20 protein-coding genes are annotated in these 18,683 nt (G+C 59.7%); 6 read left to right on the top strand and 14 right to left on the bottom strand.

Annotated features, from left to right (window positions below):
* Positions 1 to 40: 40 nt before the first annotated feature.
* A complete protein-coding gene (locus tag ACR0AZ_RS17655) occupies positions 41 to 208 on the bottom strand; it encodes a hypothetical protein (protein WP_480471551.1) in 168 nt (55 codons plus the stop codon).
* 381 nt (positions 209 to 589) lie between these two features.
* Between ACR0AZ_RS17655 and ACR0AZ_RS17660 the strand changes: the two genes are divergently transcribed.
* Positions 590 to 919: a hypothetical protein gene (locus tag ACR0AZ_RS17660; protein WP_480471550.1), complete on the top strand. Its 330-nt coding sequence runs from the start codon at positions 590 to 592 to the stop codon at positions 917 to 919.
* A gap of 7 nt (positions 920 to 926) precedes the next feature.
* On the opposite strand, the gene ACR0AZ_RS17665 is transcribed toward ACR0AZ_RS17660, so the two are convergent.
* Both ACR0AZ_RS17665 and trhO read right to left on the bottom strand, forming a co-directional pair.
* Positions 927 to 1,427 (bottom strand): potassium channel family protein, encoded by a 501-nt coding sequence (locus ACR0AZ_RS17665; protein WP_480471549.1) that lies wholly within the window; start codon positions 1,425 to 1,427, stop codon positions 927 to 929.
* 64 nt (positions 1,428 to 1,491) lie between these two features.
* On the bottom strand, positions 1,492 to 2,397 hold the full coding sequence (trhO, locus tag ACR0AZ_RS17670) for an oxygen-dependent tRNA uridine(34) hydroxylase TrhO (protein ID WP_480667981.1): 906 nt from the start codon (positions 2,395 to 2,397) through the stop codon (positions 1,492 to 1,494).
* A gap of 96 nt (positions 2,398 to 2,493) precedes the next feature.
* Between trhO and pncA the strand changes: the two genes are divergently transcribed.
* Entirely contained in the window at positions 2,494 to 3,087 is a 594-nt protein-coding gene (gene pncA / locus ACR0AZ_RS17675) for a bifunctional nicotinamidase/pyrazinamidase (protein WP_480667982.1), read from the top strand.
* On the opposite strand, the gene ACR0AZ_RS17680 is transcribed toward pncA, so the two are convergent.
* Complete coding sequence (locus tag ACR0AZ_RS17680) at positions 3,084 to 3,614, bottom strand: hypothetical protein (RefSeq protein WP_480471546.1); 531 nt, start codon at positions 3,612 to 3,614, stop codon at positions 3,084 to 3,086. The two genes, pncA and ACR0AZ_RS17680, sit on opposite strands and share 4 nt — an antisense overlap.
* A 165-nt stretch (positions 3,615 to 3,779) precedes the next feature.
* Between ACR0AZ_RS17680 and pncB the strand changes: the two genes are divergently transcribed.
* Positions 3,780 to 5,072, top strand: coding sequence for a nicotinate phosphoribosyltransferase (pncB, locus tag ACR0AZ_RS17685; protein WP_480471545.1), 1,293 nt, complete (start codon positions 3,780 to 3,782; stop codon positions 5,070 to 5,072).
* On the opposite strand, the gene ACR0AZ_RS17690 is transcribed toward pncB, so the two are convergent.
* From ACR0AZ_RS17690 to ACR0AZ_RS17715, 6 genes are read right to left on the bottom strand one after another with little or no spacing between them, the layout of a single operon-like run.
* A complete protein-coding gene (locus tag ACR0AZ_RS17690) occupies positions 5,069 to 6,520 on the bottom strand; it encodes an aldehyde dehydrogenase family protein (protein WP_480667983.1) in 1,452 nt (483 codons plus the stop codon). The two genes, pncB and ACR0AZ_RS17690, sit on opposite strands and share 4 nt — an antisense overlap.
* Positions 6,521 to 6,552: 32 nt before the next feature.
* Entirely contained in the window at positions 6,553 to 8,151 is a 1,599-nt protein-coding gene (locus ACR0AZ_RS17695; RefSeq protein ID WP_480471543.1) for an ABC transporter ATP-binding protein, read from the bottom strand.
* On the bottom strand, positions 8,148 to 8,963 hold the full coding sequence (locus ACR0AZ_RS17700) for an ABC transporter permease (protein WP_480471542.1): 816 nt from the start codon (positions 8,961 to 8,963) through the stop codon (positions 8,148 to 8,150). Before ACR0AZ_RS17700 ends, ACR0AZ_RS17695 begins: the two co-directional genes overlap by 4 nt.
* Positions 8,960 to 9,907, bottom strand: coding sequence for an ABC transporter permease (locus tag ACR0AZ_RS17705; RefSeq protein WP_480667984.1), 948 nt, complete (start codon positions 9,905 to 9,907; stop codon positions 8,960 to 8,962). Before ACR0AZ_RS17705 ends, ACR0AZ_RS17700 begins: the two co-directional genes overlap by 4 nt.
* Before the next feature lie 40 nt (positions 9,908 to 9,947).
* On the bottom strand, positions 9,948 to 10,967 hold the full coding sequence (locus tag ACR0AZ_RS17710) for a hypothetical protein (protein WP_480667985.1): 1,020 nt from the start codon (positions 10,965 to 10,967) through the stop codon (positions 9,948 to 9,950).
* A 26-nt stretch (positions 10,968 to 10,993) separates the two neighbouring features.
* Positions 10,994 to 12,475: an ABC transporter substrate-binding protein gene (locus ACR0AZ_RS17715; protein WP_480660001.1), complete on the bottom strand. Its 1,482-nt coding sequence runs from the start codon at positions 12,473 to 12,475 to the stop codon at positions 10,994 to 10,996.
* Between the two features lie 176 nt (positions 12,476 to 12,651).
* Here ACR0AZ_RS17715 and panB point away from each other — a divergent pair, with 176 nt between their 5' ends.
* From panB to glpK, 3 genes are all read left to right on the top strand, one after another.
* Positions 12,652 to 13,491 carry a 3-methyl-2-oxobutanoate hydroxymethyltransferase gene (panB, locus tag ACR0AZ_RS17720; RefSeq protein WP_480471539.1) on the top strand — a complete coding sequence of 280 codons (840 nt, stop codon included), beginning with the start codon at positions 12,652 to 12,654 and terminating at the stop codon, positions 13,489 to 13,491.
* Positions 13,488 to 14,339, top strand: a complete 852-nt coding sequence (gene panC, locus ACR0AZ_RS17725) for a pantoate--beta-alanine ligase (protein WP_480471538.1) — start codon at positions 13,488 to 13,490, stop codon at positions 14,337 to 14,339. The genes panB and panC overlap by 4 nt, the downstream gene beginning before the upstream one ends.
* A 69-nt stretch (positions 14,340 to 14,408) precedes the next feature.
* Positions 14,409 to 15,887, top strand: a complete 1,479-nt coding sequence (glpK, locus tag ACR0AZ_RS17730; protein ID WP_480471537.1) for a glycerol kinase GlpK — start codon at positions 14,409 to 14,411, stop codon at positions 15,885 to 15,887.
* On the opposite strand, the gene smpB is transcribed toward glpK, so the two are convergent.
* The 4 genes from smpB to ACR0AZ_RS17750 form a co-directional block, all read right to left on the bottom strand.
* On the bottom strand, positions 15,884 to 16,360 hold the full coding sequence (smpB, locus tag ACR0AZ_RS17735; protein ID WP_480471536.1) for an SsrA-binding protein SmpB: 477 nt from the start codon (positions 16,358 to 16,360) through the stop codon (positions 15,884 to 15,886). The two genes, glpK and smpB, sit on opposite strands and share 4 nt — an antisense overlap.
* 44 nt (positions 16,361 to 16,404) lie before the next feature.
* Positions 16,405 to 16,947 (bottom strand): isopentenyl-diphosphate Delta-isomerase, encoded by a 543-nt coding sequence (idi, locus tag ACR0AZ_RS17740; RefSeq protein WP_480471535.1) that lies wholly within the window; start codon positions 16,945 to 16,947, stop codon positions 16,405 to 16,407.
* Positions 16,948 to 17,092: 145 nt separating this feature from the next.
* Positions 17,093 to 17,506 (bottom strand): c-type cytochrome, encoded by a 414-nt coding sequence (locus tag ACR0AZ_RS17745; protein ID WP_480471534.1) that lies wholly within the window; start codon positions 17,504 to 17,506, stop codon positions 17,093 to 17,095.
* Positions 17,507 to 17,619: 113 nt separating this feature from the next.
* The gene (locus ACR0AZ_RS17750) at positions 17,620 to 18,633 is read right to left on the bottom strand and encodes a P1 family peptidase (RefSeq protein WP_480667986.1); all 1,014 of its coding nucleotides are present in this window, start codon (positions 18,631 to 18,633) and stop codon (positions 17,620 to 17,622) included.
* Positions 18,634 to 18,683: the final 50 nt, after the last annotated feature.

Raw genomic sequence — 18,683 nt, forward strand, 5'->3', positions numbered from 1 at the left:
GGGGTTGCCTAGCTGAATGGTCTTGAAGCCGCATGATCAGTCAGAGGGCATTGATCCTGCCTTGGCCGATATCAGGTTCGAACACGACATGGCGCACCTTGGCGAAAGGCGCCAAAGGATCGCGCCACGCAATTTTTGGGATGGTATAAATTTCTTCAGGACGAATGTCCGCGCCTTGGCCATCTAAAGATGCAAGGCGTGTTCTCAATCCGCGGCCAGTTATCCATCACCAGTTCCGATACTGGTTCATCATCTACAATCGACCCCTCGTTTGCCATTCCAGCCTCGATAAGAAGCGCCGGTAACAACCCTTGGAGCGGCAAGATCAAGCGCTGAATCGGCGGATCGCCGCCTCTGCACGCGATACGCGCGATGTCGTGAGCATCTGTGTATTGAAATGAGACGCGCTGATTCTTTGATTACTGTTGAAGCACGGAAAAACGTGCCGAATTGGTCGAAACACGACGGGACAGGTTGGTTTGGAAAGCGGTGAAAATCGCTTGAATCAGCAGAAATCTTGAAAAAGTTCCTAAAATGTTCTATATTTGTTCTGCAGAGATGTCTGACGCGGAACGGAGGTATTCGAGCTATGACCAACGCTGCCCGTCAAAGCTGGTACGACGCGCCCAGCAACGATTATCACATGTTGCCTGTCACTGACCGGCAAATGCGCTATGCCCGTGCGATTGCTGAGCAATCCGCCCTGGAGATCCCGGTTGAAGCGCAACGGGATCGGCGATCGCTGTCGAACTGGATCTCGGCACATAAGCCGCATGATCCATCACCTTTTGCCAACTATCCCACCGGCAAACAGGTCGCCTTTGCCGAACGGATCTCGCGCAGCAAGCGCCGTCCGATCCCGTCAGAGTGCTTTCGCGACAAACAGATGATGTCGCGCTGGATCGATCAGAACAAATAGGGTCGCATCACTTGCCATGATTGCGCGCATAAAGCGCGACTGCTGCGGCGACGAAGAGCCCCAACAGGATGTATCCTGTCACCGCTTCGGCCACAGCCAACCCACGGCAGAGGCCGGTTGGGGACATATCCCCGTAGCCGACCGTGGTGAAGGTGACGTAGGAGAAATACAGAATATCCGCCGGTCCTTCCGCGCCGATGACGCAATTGTCGTTATATCCAAACGCGCCGTACACGGCAGCGAACAGGAACGGGACGACCTGAATGAAGGACACCCCCATCAGGAACAGAAGCCGACGCGGAGATTTCACCTGAGTCATGTAGTACCACGACTGCGAGGCGATCCAGATCAGCAAACCGACGGATGCCACCGTACCGATCGTGTCGCCGGCGGTTGCCTCACTCAGACGCGACAAACCGAACCAGGCAAGAAAACTGGCCAGAACAAGCCCGAGCGCGGCCAGCAGGGTGGATTTCCATTCTTCCAGAGTTCGGGGTTCGTGGATCATTTGCGCTCCGTCGGGCTGGCCTGTGCGTGATCATCCGAATTCCGGCGCGGCCTGCAAGCGTTATTCAGTCTGAGCCCAGATGCTCCGCACCGCGCGCGCGGGCCAGTTGAATCTGTTTCTGGCGCTCTCGGAACCGCATTTTGTCGGCGTCCGAGGTCTCATTGATGCATTGATGACACGAGACGCCATGTTCGTATTCCGGGCGCTTCACGTCCTCGGGCAGGATCGGACGACGGCAACCATGGCAGAGCTTATGCGGCCCCTCGACCAACCCGTGGCCAACCGACACACGGTTGTCAAAGACGAAACACTCCCCCTGCCAGGCGCTGTCCTCGGGCGGCATTTCTTCAAGATAACGCAGGATGCCACCTTTCAGGTGGTAGACATCCTCGACGCCCTGACCCAGCAGATAATTGGTGGATTTCTCACACCGGATGCCTCCGGTACAGAACATCGCAACGCGCTTGTTGTGGAACCGATCTTTGTTCTCTTCCCACCACGCCGGGAAATCGCGGAAACTGGCAGTATTAGGGTCTACTGCGCCCTCAAATGTGCCAATCGCCACCTCGTAGTCATTTCGCGTGTCAATCACCACGACATCGTCCGAACGGATCAACTCGTTCCAGTCCTCAGGTTCAACATAGTTCCCGACGCTGGCACGTGGATCGACGTCGGGCTGGCCCATCGTTACGATCTCTTTCTTCAGACGCACCTTCATCTTGCCAAACGGCGGATGGTCCGAAGTTGCCTCTTTCCAGTCCAGATCGCTGCACCCCGGCAAAGCGCGGATATGCGCCAGCACGGCTTCTATCCCGGCGCGGGGGCCTGCGATGGTTCCATTGATCCCTTCCTGCGCCAGCAGCAGAGTACCTTTGACGGATTGCGCACGGCAGAGTTCCAGCAGCGCGGGACGCAACGCTTCGGGGTCAGAGAAACGGGTAAAGTGATAGAGGGCAGCGATCGTATACATGGCCGCGATCTAATGCCCCCGACAAAAACACGCAAGAGAGCGCATTGACGACCCCTGCCCCAAACCATACCGATAGGGCAGCTAAAGGAGGCCCCCATGTCCCACGCCCTGCTCGTCATCGACGTCCAGAATGATTTCTGCCCAGGCGGTGCGTTGGCAGTGCCCGAGGGGGACCAGATCGTCGCTCCGATCAACGCGCTGATGGACGATTTCGACGCGGTGATCCTAACACAGGACTGGCACCCGGCAGGCCATTCCTCATTCGCCAGTGCACATACGGGCAAAGCGCCTTTTGAGATGACCGAGATGCCTTATGGTCCGCAGGTTCTGTGGCCCGATCATTGTGTTCAGGGTAGCGAAGGCGCGGCATTTCATCCCGATTTGCGCACCGATGGCGATCTGATCATCCGCAAGGGCTTTCGTAGTGCCATCGACAGCTATTCGGCTTTCTTCGAAAATGACCAAACCACTCCGACCGGTTTGAAGGGCTACCTTGAAACACGCGGGATCAGCCAACTGACGTTGGTCGGGCTGGCCACGGATTTCTGCGTGCACTTCTCGGCCGTGGATGCCGCGCGTCTTGGCTTTGACGTCACGGTCCGTACCAATCTTTGCCGCGCCATCGACATGGACGGGTCGCTTGGTGCCGCAGAAGAGGCCATGCGCGCTGCGGGTGTCAAACTCGTCTAGGGTGTTGCCCCACGCTCAGCCAGGTATTTCAGGATCACAAACAGGATCACGGCCAAGCCCAGCGCAAATCCGATGCGCCCTGGAACCGTACGGCGCGCGGGCGGCTCTGGCGCGGGGCGTGGCGGCTGCAATGGCCGCGGTTGCTCCTCGGGTGGTGCTGTACCCGGCTTCGCAGATCTGACGTGATGCAGAAACTGGTGGAAATCAAACTCACCACTGTATTCACCCTGCACCCCCATGTTGCGAATATTCGCAAAGAGCCGTTTCAGAATCCGCTGGCGATCCATAATATCCTCGGGTGCATAATACCCGCGCGCGGTTTCCCCATCCCGCGTGTCCAGACTGAACCCGGATTCCAGAAAAATCCTACGTATCTTCGGCGATGCGGCCCGCAAGGCGTCCGCAGTCTTCACATCCCGAAACCGCGCTCGTACCGGAGGCCGTCCTGTTACCGATGTGTGACCGTGTTCCGGATCAACTTCGTCCGGTCCAATCGCCACTATGTCAAAATCGTACTCGAGACCCATTCACTAAACTCAACCTTCTATTCCATCCCCACCCCCTCACTAAAGCGTGAAGGATACTCATAATATGCCCGCAATGTGTTTTGTCATGGGCATTGTTACCAATCCGGCGACTCTTGCCATTCGGCGCTCCGATTGATCTAACAACGGAAATCGCAGGAGGTCCCCATGGTCGACATCGCGACGCGGGTCTACAATCATAAATGGAAGATCGACCCAATTGTGCGGTCATTGATCGATACAGACTTCTACAAACTGCTGATGTGTCAGTCAGTGTTTCGCAATAAGCCCCAAACAGACGTGGTTTTTTCGCTGATCAACCGATCGAATCACGTTCCTCTGGCCCGTTTGATCGATGAAGGCGAGCTGCGCGAGCAGCTGGATCACATCCGCTCGCTCCGGCTCAGCCGGGGGGAAAGCACTTGGCTGCGGGGCAATACATTTTATGGCAAACGGCAGATGTTTCGCCCGGATTTCATGGAATGGTTCGAGAATCTGCGCCTGCCCCCCTATCACCTGGAGCGCATAGGCGATCAGTATGAGCTGACCTTCGAGGGCAAGTGGCATGAGGTTATGCTGTGGGAAATCCCGGCGCTCGCCGTGCTCATGGAACTGCGCTCGCGCGCGGTTCTGAATGGCATGCGCCGGTTCGAGCTGCAGGTCCTTTATGCCCGCGCCATGACACGCGTGTGGGAGAAAATCCAGCAGCTGCGCCAAATCGATGGATTGGGCATCGCCGATTTCGGCACGCGTCGGCGGCACTCGTTCCTGTGGCAGGACTGGTGCGTGCAGGCGATGATCGAAGGGTTGGGTCCGGCCTTTACCGGCACCTCGAACTGCCTGATCGCCATGCGGCGCGAGGTCGAGGCCATAGGCACCAATGCGCATGAGCTGCCCATGGTCTATTCCGCGCTGGCCGACACTGATGATGAGCTGGCGCAGGCCCCCTATGATGTTCTCAGCGATTGGCATGAAGAGCATGATGGCAATCTGCGCATCATCCTGCCCGACACCTACGGTACGCAAGGCTTTCTGGATCGCGCACCCGACTGGCTGGCGGGCTGGACCGGCATTCGCATCGACAGCGGGGATCCCGCGACGGCGGCCAATATCGCCATCAACTGGTGGAAATCACGCGGTGAGGACCCAACAAAGAAACGGATCATCTTCTCGGACGGCCTGGACGTGGACAAAATCCGTGAGCTACACGCGCAGTTCGCCGATCGCACCAATGTTTCTTTCGGCTGGGGCACACTGTTGACCAACGATTTCCGTGGATTGGTGGCGGATGACGCGTTGGCCCCATTCTCGCTGGTGTGCAAAGCGGTATCGGCCAATGGGCGCCCGACCGTGAAACTGTCGGACAACCCGGAAAAGGCCATGGGGCCGGCGGATCAGATCGAACGTTACAAACGTGTGTTTGGCGTCGGTGCCCAAGAGGCGATCGAAGTCATCGTTTAGCCGTGATAGGCGGCGACTGTTTTCAGTTGTGAAAAACCATAGAGCGCCTCGAAACCTTTTTCGCGGCCATGCCCGGATTTGCCGACGCCGCCGAACGGAAGCTCAACTCCGCCTCCGGCACCGTAGTTGTTGATGAAGACCTGCCCCGACTGCAGCCCCCTGGCCAGCCGCATCTGGCGCGCGCCGTCCCTTGTCCAGATACTTGCGACAAGACCGTATTCGGTAGAATTGGCTATGGTTAGAGCCTGTTCTTCGGTGTCAAACGGGATCAGAACCTGCACCGGGCCAAAGATCTCATCCCGAGCAAGCACATGGTCCGGAGGCACATCGGCGAAGAGCGTGGGTTGGACATAGGCTCCGGCCTCGGGTGCGCCATCAACGATCTGTCCCTGACCGGCGATGGTCAGATCCACCCCCTTATCAAGAAAGCCGCTGACAATCTGTTTCTGCCGATCCGAGATCAAGGGTCCGACACGTAAGTCCTGCATCGCGGGGCCAACAGTCAGCTGCCCATACGCCTCAGCCATGCGGGATTTGACCTGCTCATAGACACCACGCTGCACCAGAATGCGGGACGAGGCCGAACAGGTTTGGCCTGCATTCTGAATACCCGCGTTCACCAGAAACGGCAGGGCCGCATCCAGATCAGCGTCATCAAAGACCAGTTGCGGGGATTTTCCACCCAGTTCCAGCGTCACCGGCACCACGTTGCATCCGGCTGCCTGCTGCACCAATGCGCCCGTAGCGACCGACCCGGTGAAGGAGATATGGTTTACCCCTGGATGCCCGGACAATGCCGCACCAGCCTCGGCCCCCAATCCCGGCACGACGTTCAAAGCACCTGCGGTCAATCCGGCCTCAACGGCCAGATGCGCGAAGGCGAGTGCAGTCAGGCAGGCTTCTTCCGCGGGTTTCAGCACGCAGGCATTGCCCATCGCAAGCGCCGCTCCGACCGAGCGGCCAATGATCTGCATCGGGTAATTCCACGGCACTATATGGCCTGTGACTCCATGCGGTTCACGCAGGGTATAGACGGTGTAGCCATCCAGATAGGGGATCGTCTCCCCCATCACCTTGTCCGCCGCCCCACCATAGAATTCGCAATAGCGTGCAAGTGCCACCGCGTCGGCGCGGGCCTGAGTGAGAGGTTTGCCGACATCCATGGCCTCCAACGCCGCCAGATCCTCGACCCGATCCAGCACCAATTGGCCGAGGCGCGTCAGGATGCGACCGCGCTCCAGCGCAGTCATACGACCCCAATCGCCCTGCATCGCGGATTGGGCTGCGGTGACCGCAGCATCGACGTCAGGGGCCGCGCCGCGCGCGATCCGACAAATCTCGCTGCAATCCGAGGGATTGATCAGGGGCAGGGTTTCACCCGAAACCGCCGGGACCCATTGCCCCCCGATCAAGCATAGCGTGGGGTCGAACCATGGCTGTTGACTCATTTTGACCTCCATTTAGTCTCTAACAAGGGCATTTACGCGACTCCCAATCCGATATCGGGCAATTGGGGTGCGGCGGCGATCAGCGTTTTGGTGTAGGCGTGCTGAGGATCCGAGAAGACCTGTTCCGTTTCGCCCTGCTCGACAATCCTGCCGGATTGCATCACCAGAACGCGGTCCGTGATGGTGCGCACGACGCTCAGGTCATGGCTGATAAACAGATAGGTCAGATCATATGCGGCACAGAGCTCGGCCAACAAATCAAGGATCTGCGCGCGTACTGAGACATCAAGGGCCGAGACCGCCTCGTCAAACAGGATCAGCTCAGGCCGGATGATCAGTGCCCGTGCAATGGCGATGCGTTGTCGCTGACCGCCTGAGAATTCGTGAATGTATTTACTGGAGTCATCGGGGCTGAGTCCCACGGCGGTCAGCATTTCGGCAATGCGATCCTGACGTTCGGTCCCAGTAGGTTGCGTGTCTAGCAGGTGAAACGGCTCGGTGATCAGACGTGCGACACGGTGCCTTGGATTGAAACTGCCATAAGGGTCCTGGAACACCACCTGCATCTTTCGACGCACGGCAAGGTTGGGTTTGTGGCCCGCGAAGACAGGCTGCCCATCCAAGTGGATATGACCGGACTGCACCTCCTCAAGGCCTAAGATCGCCCGTGTTAGGGTCGATTTTCCGCATCCGGACTCCCCAACAAGCCCTAACCGCTCCCCTCGGTTAAGAGTAAAGCTGACACTATCCACCGCGCGGTGATGGCGGGGCGTTTCGAACAGACCTTTGCGTGGCAACCGATAGTCCCGAACGACCTGAGCCACCTCAAGCAGCGGCTGAGGGCTTGCGGGTTCAGGCAGATTGACCTGATGGCCCGACGCCTCGAACAACATGCGGGTATAGGGGTGCTGCATGTTGTGCAGCAGGTGTTGGGTCGTACCGCTTTCCACCACTTCTCCGTGGCGCATGACGGTAATCTGGTCCGCCATGTCGGCCACCACGGCCAGATCATGGGTGATCATCAGCAGACCCATATCAAACTCGCGCACCAAGCCTTTCAGCAGGTCAAGGATCCGGGCCTGCGTGGTCACGTCCAGCGCGGTGGTCGGTTCATCCGCGATCAGCAGCCTAGGGCGCAGCGCGATGGCCATCGCGATGACCACACGCTGGCGTTGCCCGCCTGACAGCTCATGCGGATAGCGGCTAAGCGGGAAACGCTCGGAGGGCAGGCCCACGCGGGCCAGGACCTTTTCTGCACGGGTTCGGGCCTGGGCCGGGGGCATGGCCTTGTGAATCAAGATCGTCTCCATCACCTGATCCCCGATGGTTTTCACCGGATTGAGTGCTGTCATCGGCTCCTGAAACACCATGCCGATTGCAGCGCCGCGCAGGGCACACATCTCGGACTCGGGTCGGTTCAAGAGATCCTGCCCCTCCAGTTCCAGCTTACCCTCAGCCTCGGCCCCGTTCGGCAGCAATTGCATCACCGCCATCGCGGTCATGGACTTGCCCGAGCCGCTCTCACCCGTGACAGCCACAATCTGGCCGGGATCTATGGACAGGCTGACATCTTTCAGAATCTGCAGTCCGTGGATCGACACCGAGAGGTTATGGATACGCAGCAAACTCATGCCCGGGCCACCCTGATTCTTGGGTCCAGCCAGTCGCGCAGCCCGTCGCCCAGCAGGTTCAGACCCAGCACAGTTACGATGATCGCAAGACCCGGAATCAGAGCCAAATGCGGGGCAAAACTGACCATCGTCTGAGCATCGGCCAGCATGCGCCCCCAGCTGGGCGTGGGGGGTTGCGCGCCCAGACCGACATAGGACAACCCGGCCTCGGCCAGAATGCCAAGGCTGAATTGGATCGTGCCCTGCACGATCAGCAAGTTCGCCACGTTGGGCAGGATATGCTCAACCGATATCCGCGCGGCCCCTTTGCCCGACACGCGGGCGGCGAGGATGAATTCCCGTTCCCACAGTGACAACGCCGCGCCTCGGGTGATGCGGGCAAAAACGGGTATGTTGAAGATACCGATGGCGATGATCGCATTGATCGCGCCGGCCCCGAAGACGGCGGTGATCAGAATGGCGATGACCAGTGAGGGGAAGGCAAAGACCAAGTCGTTGCCGCGCATTATGACCTCATCCAGCCACGAGCCCTTGCGTGCCGCAGCCGTCAGACCCAAAGGCACTCCCAGCGCCATACCGATTCCGACCGCCACCAAGGCCACGGCGATCGAGGTGCGCGCGCCGACCATGATCATCGAGAACATATCGCGCCCGAAATGATCCGTGCCGAACCAATGCCGGGTGCTTGGCGTTTGCAGCTTGTCGGGGATATTCAACGCCGCGTAGTCGTAAGGCGTCCAGACAAACGATATCAGCGCCGCCAATACCACCAGCGACGACAGCGCCGCGCCAAGGATCAGATTGCGGCTCATGTCCTGCTCCTCAGCCTTGGATCCACGGCGGCATAGGCGAGGTCGACAAGGAAATTCACGGTGATCACAGCAAAGACCAGCAGCATGACCACGGATTCCACCACAATCAGATCGCGGGCTGAGATCGCCTGAAACACCAGCCGCCCGAGACCGGGCAGATAGAACACCTGCTCGATGATGATCGAGCCCGCCAGCAGGAAGGAAAACTGCAGCCCGATGATGGTCAGAACCGGGATCAGAGCATTGCGCACCCCGTGCCGCCACAGCGTCTGGCGGCGTGACAGGCCCTTGGCGCGGGCGGTGCGCATGAAATCCTCGCCCAGAATATCCAGAAGCGCCGAGCGCATGACGCGTGCAAGGATCGCCGCCTGCGGCAGGGCCAAGGCAATGGCAGGCAGGGTCAGGGAATGCAGGCCGGTCCAGACCCCGTCCTGCCATCCGGCGAACCCTCCGGCATTGAACCAGCGCAGATTGATGGCAAAGACCAGCACCAGCATCATTGCGAACCAGAAATTTGGCACGGCGATGCCCAACTGGGTCGCCCCCATCACGGCCACATCACCCGGCTTGCCGCGCCGCGCGGCGGCATAGATCCCGGCCGGAAAGGCGATCAGGGTCGAAAGCGTCAGTGCGTAAAGCGCAAGCGGCAACGACACCCAAAGACGATCCCCGATCATCTGCGACACCGGCGTGCGATAGGTGTAGGAGGTGCCGAAATCCCCAACCAGCATGCCGCCGACCCAGTTGAAATACCGCTCGACCTTTGACACGTCGAGGCCCAGTTCAGCCCGCAGCGCGGCCAGCGTATCCTCTTGCGCATTGACGCCCAGCATGAATGACGCCGGATCACCCGGCGCAATCTCGATCACAGAGAAGATGACGACCGAGGCCACGGCCAGACTCAGGATCAGGGAAAGCAGGCGTTTGAGGGCATAACGAAGCATTGGTAACAGGTTAAGTGTCTGAACCGCGCGGGCGCAACAGCTAGTTGTAGGTCTGCCGCTCCATCCGGATCAAGTCGATGGCGCAAGCTGAAAGCTGATTGGCAGGCGCACTGTCGGCCAACCATTCGAGATTGGTTTCAGTCCGGGCAAGTGCCACGCGGCGCAAGGCCATCAGGCGCGCGCGCGGGCTGTCCAGAAACTGATCTTGCGGGATGACGGATTCCAGCGGGCTGTCGATGCGGATGACTTCGAAATATCCTCCGAACAGGGCCAGAAAGGCAAAGGCACAGGCCGGAGCGTCATCACCACAACGTTCAGAGCAGAGCTGCGCGATGGGGCGTGTCGCTTCGGACGTCATCAACCAGTTTTCAACCGCCGGACGCCACGGATTCTCGGGCGACAGATCGCCGTATCCCAGCCCCAGCGCCAGCAGGCCCGCCATGCCCAGAGCCGTATCGGAGCCCGCATCAACCGGCTCGGGCTGAATATGACGTAACGCGGCCAGACCGTCGCCGCGCGGCTCAGGTTCTATCGACAGATAGATCAGGTAGGGCTTGAGATCCTGCATCAGACGCGGATTCGCCAGCAGTCCGGCTCGCATCTCGGGGTCTCCATAAAGCGCAACGATGCGCGTGGGGTAATCGGTGGCCTGATGCTCTCCCAACGCGTTCAGCCGGTCGATCAGGTCCAGGTCGGGGTTTGGGCGCTTGGCCGCCAACAGGGCCTGAGCCAGCGGATTGCCGCCCTCAGCCTCTGCCGTCAGCCAAGAGCGGCCGAATGCGTTCCAATCCTTCTGGCGGAACAATGCGCGCGATTGCGCGGGCTCCAACGACTGCCGGAAAGGCGAAGGCCCAAGATCCGCAGTCTCGATCCGACCAAGCAGCAGACGCGCATCAGCATCGCCGTCCACCGCCAGTTCGGCCAGCATGGGCAACGCCTGCGCATCGTCACCGTCGAGCCACAACGCCACGGCGCGCTCCAGTGATGTATCGGCGCGCGCTGTGGGCACAGTGATCGCCAGCATCGCAATCGCAAGCGTGGCGAAGAGAGAATTGACCATCTATGGGCCTCCTACCTCTGGGGCGGTCATTCGTCCCAACTGATCGCGGTCAGGTCGATGGCAGCGGTTGGGGCGTTCTCCCACAGGCCCTGCACACCCGCCTTGGCGATGCCCAGCTTAGCCAGTTGGAACAGGTAGCCATTGACATAATCGCTTGAGATCAACCGCTGCGCTTCGCCCAGCAGACGGGTCCGCTCATCCGGGTCAGTGGTCGCGTTCAGCGTATCCATCAGAGCCTGAAAATCGGTGCTCTCATACTGGAAGTAATAGTCAGGCCGGGCGTAGATGCCGATATCCATCGGCTCTGTATGGCTGACGATGGTGAGGCCGAATTCCTTGCCTTTAAACACGGATTCCAGCCATTGCGCCCATTCGACATTGATGATTTCGGCGGTGATGCCAACTTCAGCCAGTTGCGCGGCGATGATCTCACCACCACGGCGGGCATAGGAGGGCGGCGGCAGGTGCAGCGTGGTTTCGAACCCATCTGGGTATCCGGCCTCGGCCAGAAGTGCCTTGGCCTTTTCCGGGTCATAGGCTGAATTGCCGGTCAGATCGACATAAGCAGGGTTATGCGGTGCGAAATGGGTGCCGATGGGCGTACCATAGCCGAACATCGCGCCATCGATGATGGCCTGCCGGTCGATCGCGTGGGCCAGAGCCTGCCGGACGAGGATATCGTCAAACGGTGCCTGCTTGTTGTTGGTGGACAGGATCGTTTCCCCTTCGGTCGAGCCGACAAGCACCTGAAAGCGCGGATCAGCCTCGAACTGAGGCAGGTTTTCGGGTGCCGGGAAATTGTCGAACACGTCCACATCCTCGGCCATCATGGCGGCAAAGGCGGCGGTCGGATCAGAGATGAACTTGAACGTAGCCGTCTCTAATGCGGGCTGATCGCCCCAATAGTTGGGGTTGCGATTCAGTGTGATACTATCGCCCTGCACCCAGTCGCCAAAGGTGAAGGCCCCTGTCCCGACCGGGTTTGTCTTGATGTCTTCGATGCTTTCTGAGGCCACGATCACCGCATCACCCCAGGCAAGGTTGAATAGGAAATTGCCATTGGGTTCGGACAGAGTGATCTTTACGGTCAACGGATCGACAACCTCGACATTCTCGATCCCTGCAAACAGCGCCTTCTGCGCATTGGCACTGTCATCGGCGCGGGCTCGGTCCAGACTGAACTTGACGTCTTCGGCATCCATCGTGGTGCCGTCATGGAAGGTTACACCGTCATGCAGCTTGAAGGTATAAACGGTACCGTCCTCGGAAATCTCCCAGCTTTCAGCCAGCCCCGGCACGACGGATCCGTCACCCATGAACCGGGTCAGGCCTTCAAAAATATTGGTGTAAACCACCGAATCAATCGCCTGCGCGGCAGCACTGGTCGGGTCCAGATGCGGCGGTTCCAGCTGCATCGCGATGGTGATGTCCGATTTCGCCAACGCCTGCGACGCCAGCAAAGACGCGCCCAGCGCAAGGGCCGAGGCCAAGGTCCGAACCGATTGCATTCCCATGAAATTCACTCCCCACTGTGTCAGGTTGGTCCGCCGATTGCGGATCGTTCTGAGACCAATTTCCCTTTAAACCTCAGGTCAATCAAGGAAATGTTCGCGCAACCGGGGTTTCATGGTCCCGGTCCGATCTGCTATGCCGCGCTGCAACATAAACCCTGCGAGGAGCGAGCATGAGCGCCACCGCCCGCAAGACAGCCCCGAATGCCGAGGATATCCGCGCCCGGAAAGGCACCGATCCTCTGGTTTCGCTGACCGCCTACACGACACCTATGGCGCGTCTGATGGATGCCCATTGCGATTTTGTTCTGGTGGGCGACAGCGTCGGCATGGTGTTGCACGGGCTGACTTCGACCCTTGGCGTGACGATGGAGATGATGATCTTGCATGGTCAGGCCGTTGCACGCGGGCTGGACAGGGCGATGATGGTCATCGACATGCCCTTTGCCAGTTACGAGCACGAGCCTGCACAGGCGTTTCGCAACGCCGCCAGGCTGATGTCGGAAACCGGTGCCGGGGCGGTGAAGCTGGAAGGCGGCGTGGAAATGGCCGAGACCATCCGCTTTCTGGTCAAGCGCGGTGTCCCGGTGATGGCCCATATCGGCCTGACGCCGCAATCGATCAACACCTTGGGTGGCTACAAGGTGCAGGGCCGCGATGAACAGGCTGAGGCGGTGCTGGCCGATGCCCAAGCGGTAGCCGAGGCAGGTGCGTTTTCGGTCGTGTTAGAGAAGGTTCCACAAGGTCTGGCAGACCGGATCACCCGCGAAATCCCGATCCCGACCATCGGTATCGGCGCCTCGGCCGGGTGCGACGGACAGATTCTTGTGGTTGACGACATGCTCGGCTTTTTCACTGCCTTCAAACCGAAATTCGTCAAACGCTATGCCGATCTTGGCCCGCAGGCCGAAGCTGCCATCGCCGAATATGCCGCCGAGGTCCGCGCACGCAGTTTCCCTGCAGACGAACACGTCTTTGCAGACCAAGCCCCTGCAAAAGGCAATAAATCATGACCGCGCCCATTCTTCGCAAGCTTGCGGATCTGCGCGCGCTGACCACGATGTGGCGCAATGATGGAGAGACCATCGGTGTTGTCCCGACGATGGGTGCGTTGCATCAGGGTCACCTGTCGCTGGTCGAGGCGGCAAAGGCGGGCACGGATCGGGTCATCGTTACGATCTTCGTGAATCCCAAGCAGTTCAACAATCCCGAAGATCTGGCGAACTATCCGCGCACTGAACATGAAGACGCCGAAAAGCTGTCCCCGTTTCAGGTTGATGCGATCTACGTTCCCGATCCGGATGAGATCTATCCGAAGGGCTTTGCCACCACCGTTTCGGTCGCGGGGCTGACCGATGTGATGGAAGGCGAATTCCGCCCCGGCCACTTTGACGGCGTGGCCACGGTTGTCGCCAAACTGTTCCTGCAGACACAGGCCGATCGAGCCTATTTCGGTGAAAAAGACTATCAACAGCTGATGGTCGTACGGCGCATGGCCCGCGATCTGGATATCCCCATCGAGGTGGTCGGCTGCCCGACAGTGCGTGAGGCATCAGGTCTGGCCATGTCATCGCGCAATCAAAGACTGTCGGCTGAAGGGCTGCGGGTTGCGGCCGAAAAACATCGCATCATGCACGCACTGGCCGAGGCTTTGGGAAAGGGCGTCCCTTTCGATACGCTTGCCGCACAGGCGCAAACGGATCTGCTGTCGGCGGGGTTTACGGATGTGGAATATGTGCAGTTGCGCTGCGCTGACACGCTGGAACCATTGACGCACGCCGACCGTCCCGCCCGTCTGTTCGCGGCGGCTTGGGCAGATGGGGTGCGGCTGATCGACAATCTGCCGGTCTCAAAGGCGTAATTCCACTCTGGCAGTTTTCCCGTTGTTTGCGCTAAAGTCCCGCAAAACCAAAGCGGGAGGGGCGCAGGCATGACCTATATTCTGGCAATCGATCAGGGCACGACATCATCACGAGCCATTCTGTTCGACGCGCAAATGCAGCGCGTGGGCACAGCGCAGCAGGAATTCCCACAGCACTTTCCGCAGGAAGGCTGGGTGGAACATGACCCCGAAGATATCTGGACCAGCGCCCTGAATGTTTGCCGCGAGGTGATGGAGACCACCGGCATCTCGGCCGATCAGATCGCCGGGATCGGCATCACCAATCAGCGCGAAACCACTGTGGTCTGGGACCGTGCAACCGGCAAACCCATTCACAACGCGATCGTCTGGCAGGACCGCCGCACCGCCGAGATATGTGCACGCTTCAAACAAGCGGGCTGCGAGGATGACGTGACCGCTCAAACCGGCCTGCTGCTGGATCCGTATTTCTCGGGCACCAAGGTCAAATGGATACTGGACACCGTCCCGGGTGCGCGCGATCGGGCCGAGGCCGGAGAGCTTTTGTTCGGCACTATCGACACGTTCCTGATCTGGCGTTTGACCGGGGGCAGCGTCCACGCCACAGACGCCACAAACGCCGCGCGCACCCTGCTGTTTGATATCCACAAAGGCGAATGGAGCGGCGAAATCTGCGATATGCTGGGCGTTCCTGCGACTATGCTGCCCAACGTACAGGATTGCGCGTCGGACTTCGGCTCGACCACGATGTTTGGCGGTGACATTCCCATCTTGGGCGTCGCAGGCGACCAGCAGGCTGCCACCATCGGGCAAGCCTGTTTTGAGCCGGGAATGATGAAATCTACCTACGGCACAGGCTGTTTCGCGCTGCTCAATACCGGTACGCAGCCAGTGATGTCCCAAAACCGCCTGCTGACAACGATCGCCTATCAGTTGGACGGGCAGAAAACCTATGCGCTCGAAGGTTCGATCTTTATTGCAGGGGCTGCTGTGCAATGGCTTCGCGACGCGCTTCAGATTCTGGAGGCAGCACCCCAAAGCGGCGATCTGGCCGCGCAGGCCGACCCGAACCAGCACGTGGTGCTTGTGCCGGCCTTCACCGGGCTCGGCGCGCCTTATTGGAAGCCCGATTGCCGCGGTGCCATGTTTGGCCTGACCCGCAACTCGGGTCGCGCGGAATTTGCCCGCGCGACGCTGGAGAGCATCGCTTTCCAGACCCGCGACCTGTGGCACGCCATGCAGGGCGACTGGGGCAGCGAGGCCGATGTCATCCTGCGCGTCGACGGCGGCATGAGCGCCTCAGACTGGACCATGCAGGGCCTGTCAAACATCCTCGGCGCACCGGTGGATCGCCCGGTGATGCAGGAAACCACCGCTTTGGGGGCCGCGTGGCTGGCCGGGATGAAGGCTGGCGTTTACCCGGATCAGGCCGGGTTTGCCACCACATGGGATCTGGACCGCCGGTTTGAACCGAAAATGTCCGAAGCGGATCGCGATGCGGCCTATGCACGCTGGCAGCGGGCCGTTCAGGCGACCATGGCGTTCTAGCTGTGGTCTTTCATCAGGCGCTGCTTCTGACGTGACCAATCCCGCTTGGCCTGCGTTTCGCGCTTGTCGTGCAGCTTCTTACCCTTGGCGATACCGATCTTCAGCTTCGCCCGGCCCTTGTGATTGAAATACAGAACCAGCGGCACCAGTGTCATGCCCTTGCGCTGAGTCGCGTTCCACAGGTTCGACAGTTCCTTGCGTGACACCAGCAGCTTGCGGCGGCGACGCTCTTCATGCTTGAAGACCTTCGCCTGCTCATAGGGTGCGATATAGCTGTTGATCAGCCAGAGTTCCCCATCATCGACCGAGGCGTAGCTCTCGGCGATGTTCGACCCGCCTGCGCGCAGGGATTTGACCTCGGACCCTTCCAGCACAATACCGCACTCGATATCGTCCTCGATCGCGTAATCGAAGCGGGCACGCCGGTTCTCGGCGATGACTTTGTAATTCGGGTCTGTCTTCTGCTTGGCCATGACGCGTTGATGTATGCCGCTTGCGCGCGCCTTGCAAGGCAGGCTTACGAAGTGGCCGAGATTATTAGATCGGGTCCAAAGATCGTGTCTGCATGATTGTGCAGGTAAATCTTCAGCCATGGCGTAAAGCGGGTCGGGTGGCGCTGCACTTCGGCCAGAAGATCGTGATAGTCGATCCAGCGCAGATCCATTACTTCGCTGGGATTAGGCTCGATCTTCAACGGTCCGCGCACATGGGCCAGAAAGACATCGACCACCTCGTTCTCGACCAGCCCGTTGCCCACATCCGCGTGATATTCAAGCCGGTGCCGGTATTCGGGATAAAGCCCGGTGATGCCCAGCTCTTCCTGCAGGCGACGCACGGCACACGCCGAAGCTGTTTCGTTCCAGTCCGGATGGGTGCAGCACGTGTTCGCCCACAGACCCGGCGTATGGTATTTTTCCAGCGCCCGGCGCTGCAGCAAAATCTCGGTTCCACGGACGGCAAAGACTGACACAGCCTTGTGCTTGAGGCCTTTTTCATGCGCTTCAAGCTTGTCGACGGGAGTCAGTTCACCCTCAACCCAGGCCGGGATCATGATACCCATCTGTCGTCTCCTGTTGTCGCAACACCGGCGCGAAACACATCACCGGCATCCGTTCAAGGTGGCGCTGAACAGGCATTTGTTCAATCGCACGAAAGGCCGCAGGGGCTGCGGCCTTTTGTACGTCTCATGGGTTGTGAAAGGCGGATTATTCGCCGGATACGCTCACGATATAGGCGTAAACATCTTCGGCGCCCTTCTTCAGCTTGAAGGTCATCTTCGATTTGGCCGAGGTTTCGCCCAGATAGTCCTTCAGAAACGCTTTAGGATCCTGGGCGTAGGAGACAAAAGTCTCTTCATCCCAAACCAGCCCGTTTTCACCAGCGGCAACGATGCTGTCACCGTATTTGAACCCTTCGACGGTCCCCGCGGTACGGCCCGCGATCCCGTAGAGGTTCGGGCCGGTCTTGCCGCCCTTGACGATCACTTCACCTGCAGGGTCAGCGATCTGATGGCAAGACTTGCATTTGTTAAAGGTCTTCTTACCAGCTTCGGCGTCGCCTTCCGCATAAACGGGAAGGGCCAGCAGGCCGGCAATTGCGGTGGCAAGGATACGATTCATAGCTTTTGCTCCGATACAAATTGGCTGCACCGAATGGACCGCTGGCACAGCAGAGAGTCAACGCGCAGATTGCCGCGCGAGGGCACCCTGTCACAAGGCGTTACCGGTCGTCCTTAACCGAAGTCATGTAATTGTGACCAACAGGGCAACAGATCGCCTGGGCGGGGTGTGGCCAGATAGATTGCACGCGCAATCGCTCGCGCAAGGCATATCGAAGCCGCGTGACCAATCAACGCCATGGCCTCGGGCGCGACGGCGTGAGTGCCCGTGCTGAGGCCAAATACCAGATCTCCGTCCCCTGGCGTATGGGCGGGGACAATCGCGCGTGAGATGCCATCATGGGCCGCAACCGCCAGCCGTTGACATTGCGGCTTGGTCAGGGCCGCATCCGTTGCGACAATGGCTATCGTGGTATTTGCGTCGTCCGGTGGGGCCGGATGCATCGCCTGTGCCTTACGGCTGACATGGCTGCGCCCGAGACCCGAGGCCGGATCTGGCCCGAGGCCGCCGAACTCGGCATCGATTTCGAACGGAGCAGCCCAGAAATGACGGTCACCCGACGTTGTCACACTGCCGAGAGGGTTTGCCGCGACCAATGCGCCAACGGTTACGCCTCCCTCAAGCATCAGCGATGCCGAACCCAGCCCGCCCTTGTGCATCGCCGCCAATGCGCCGGTTCCAGCCCCGACTGACCCCAATTCAAATTTCGGTGAGGCGGCCAGATAAGCGGCTTTGCCAAGCGCGCGATAGGGGTTTTCGGTCCAGTCCTTGTCTCCGCCATTCAGCAGGTCGAACAGAATCGCCCCGGGCACAATCGGCACGACAGCCGGACCCACCTGAAATCCGCGCTTTTCGGCATGGAGGGCGTCAGATACGCCCGAACAGGCATCGAGCCCGAAGGCCGAACCTCCGGACAACGCGATCGCGTCCACATGTTGAACCGATTTGTCGGGTGCCAAGAGGTCCGTTTCGCGCGTGCCGGGCGCGCCCCCCATGACATGCACCGAAGCGACGAAAGGATGCTCCGCCGTCAGCACGGTTGTACCCGATTTCAGCGCCTCATCCTGCGCGTTGCCGACCTTCAGGCCAGGGATATCGGTGATCAGGTTTCTGGGTCCGGGGGTCATTTGGGTCTCGGATGTTGTGCCGGGAAGCGCGCTGGCGCACGCTGCCTACG

The organism is Ruegeria sp. BE3 (assembly GCF_056538865.1).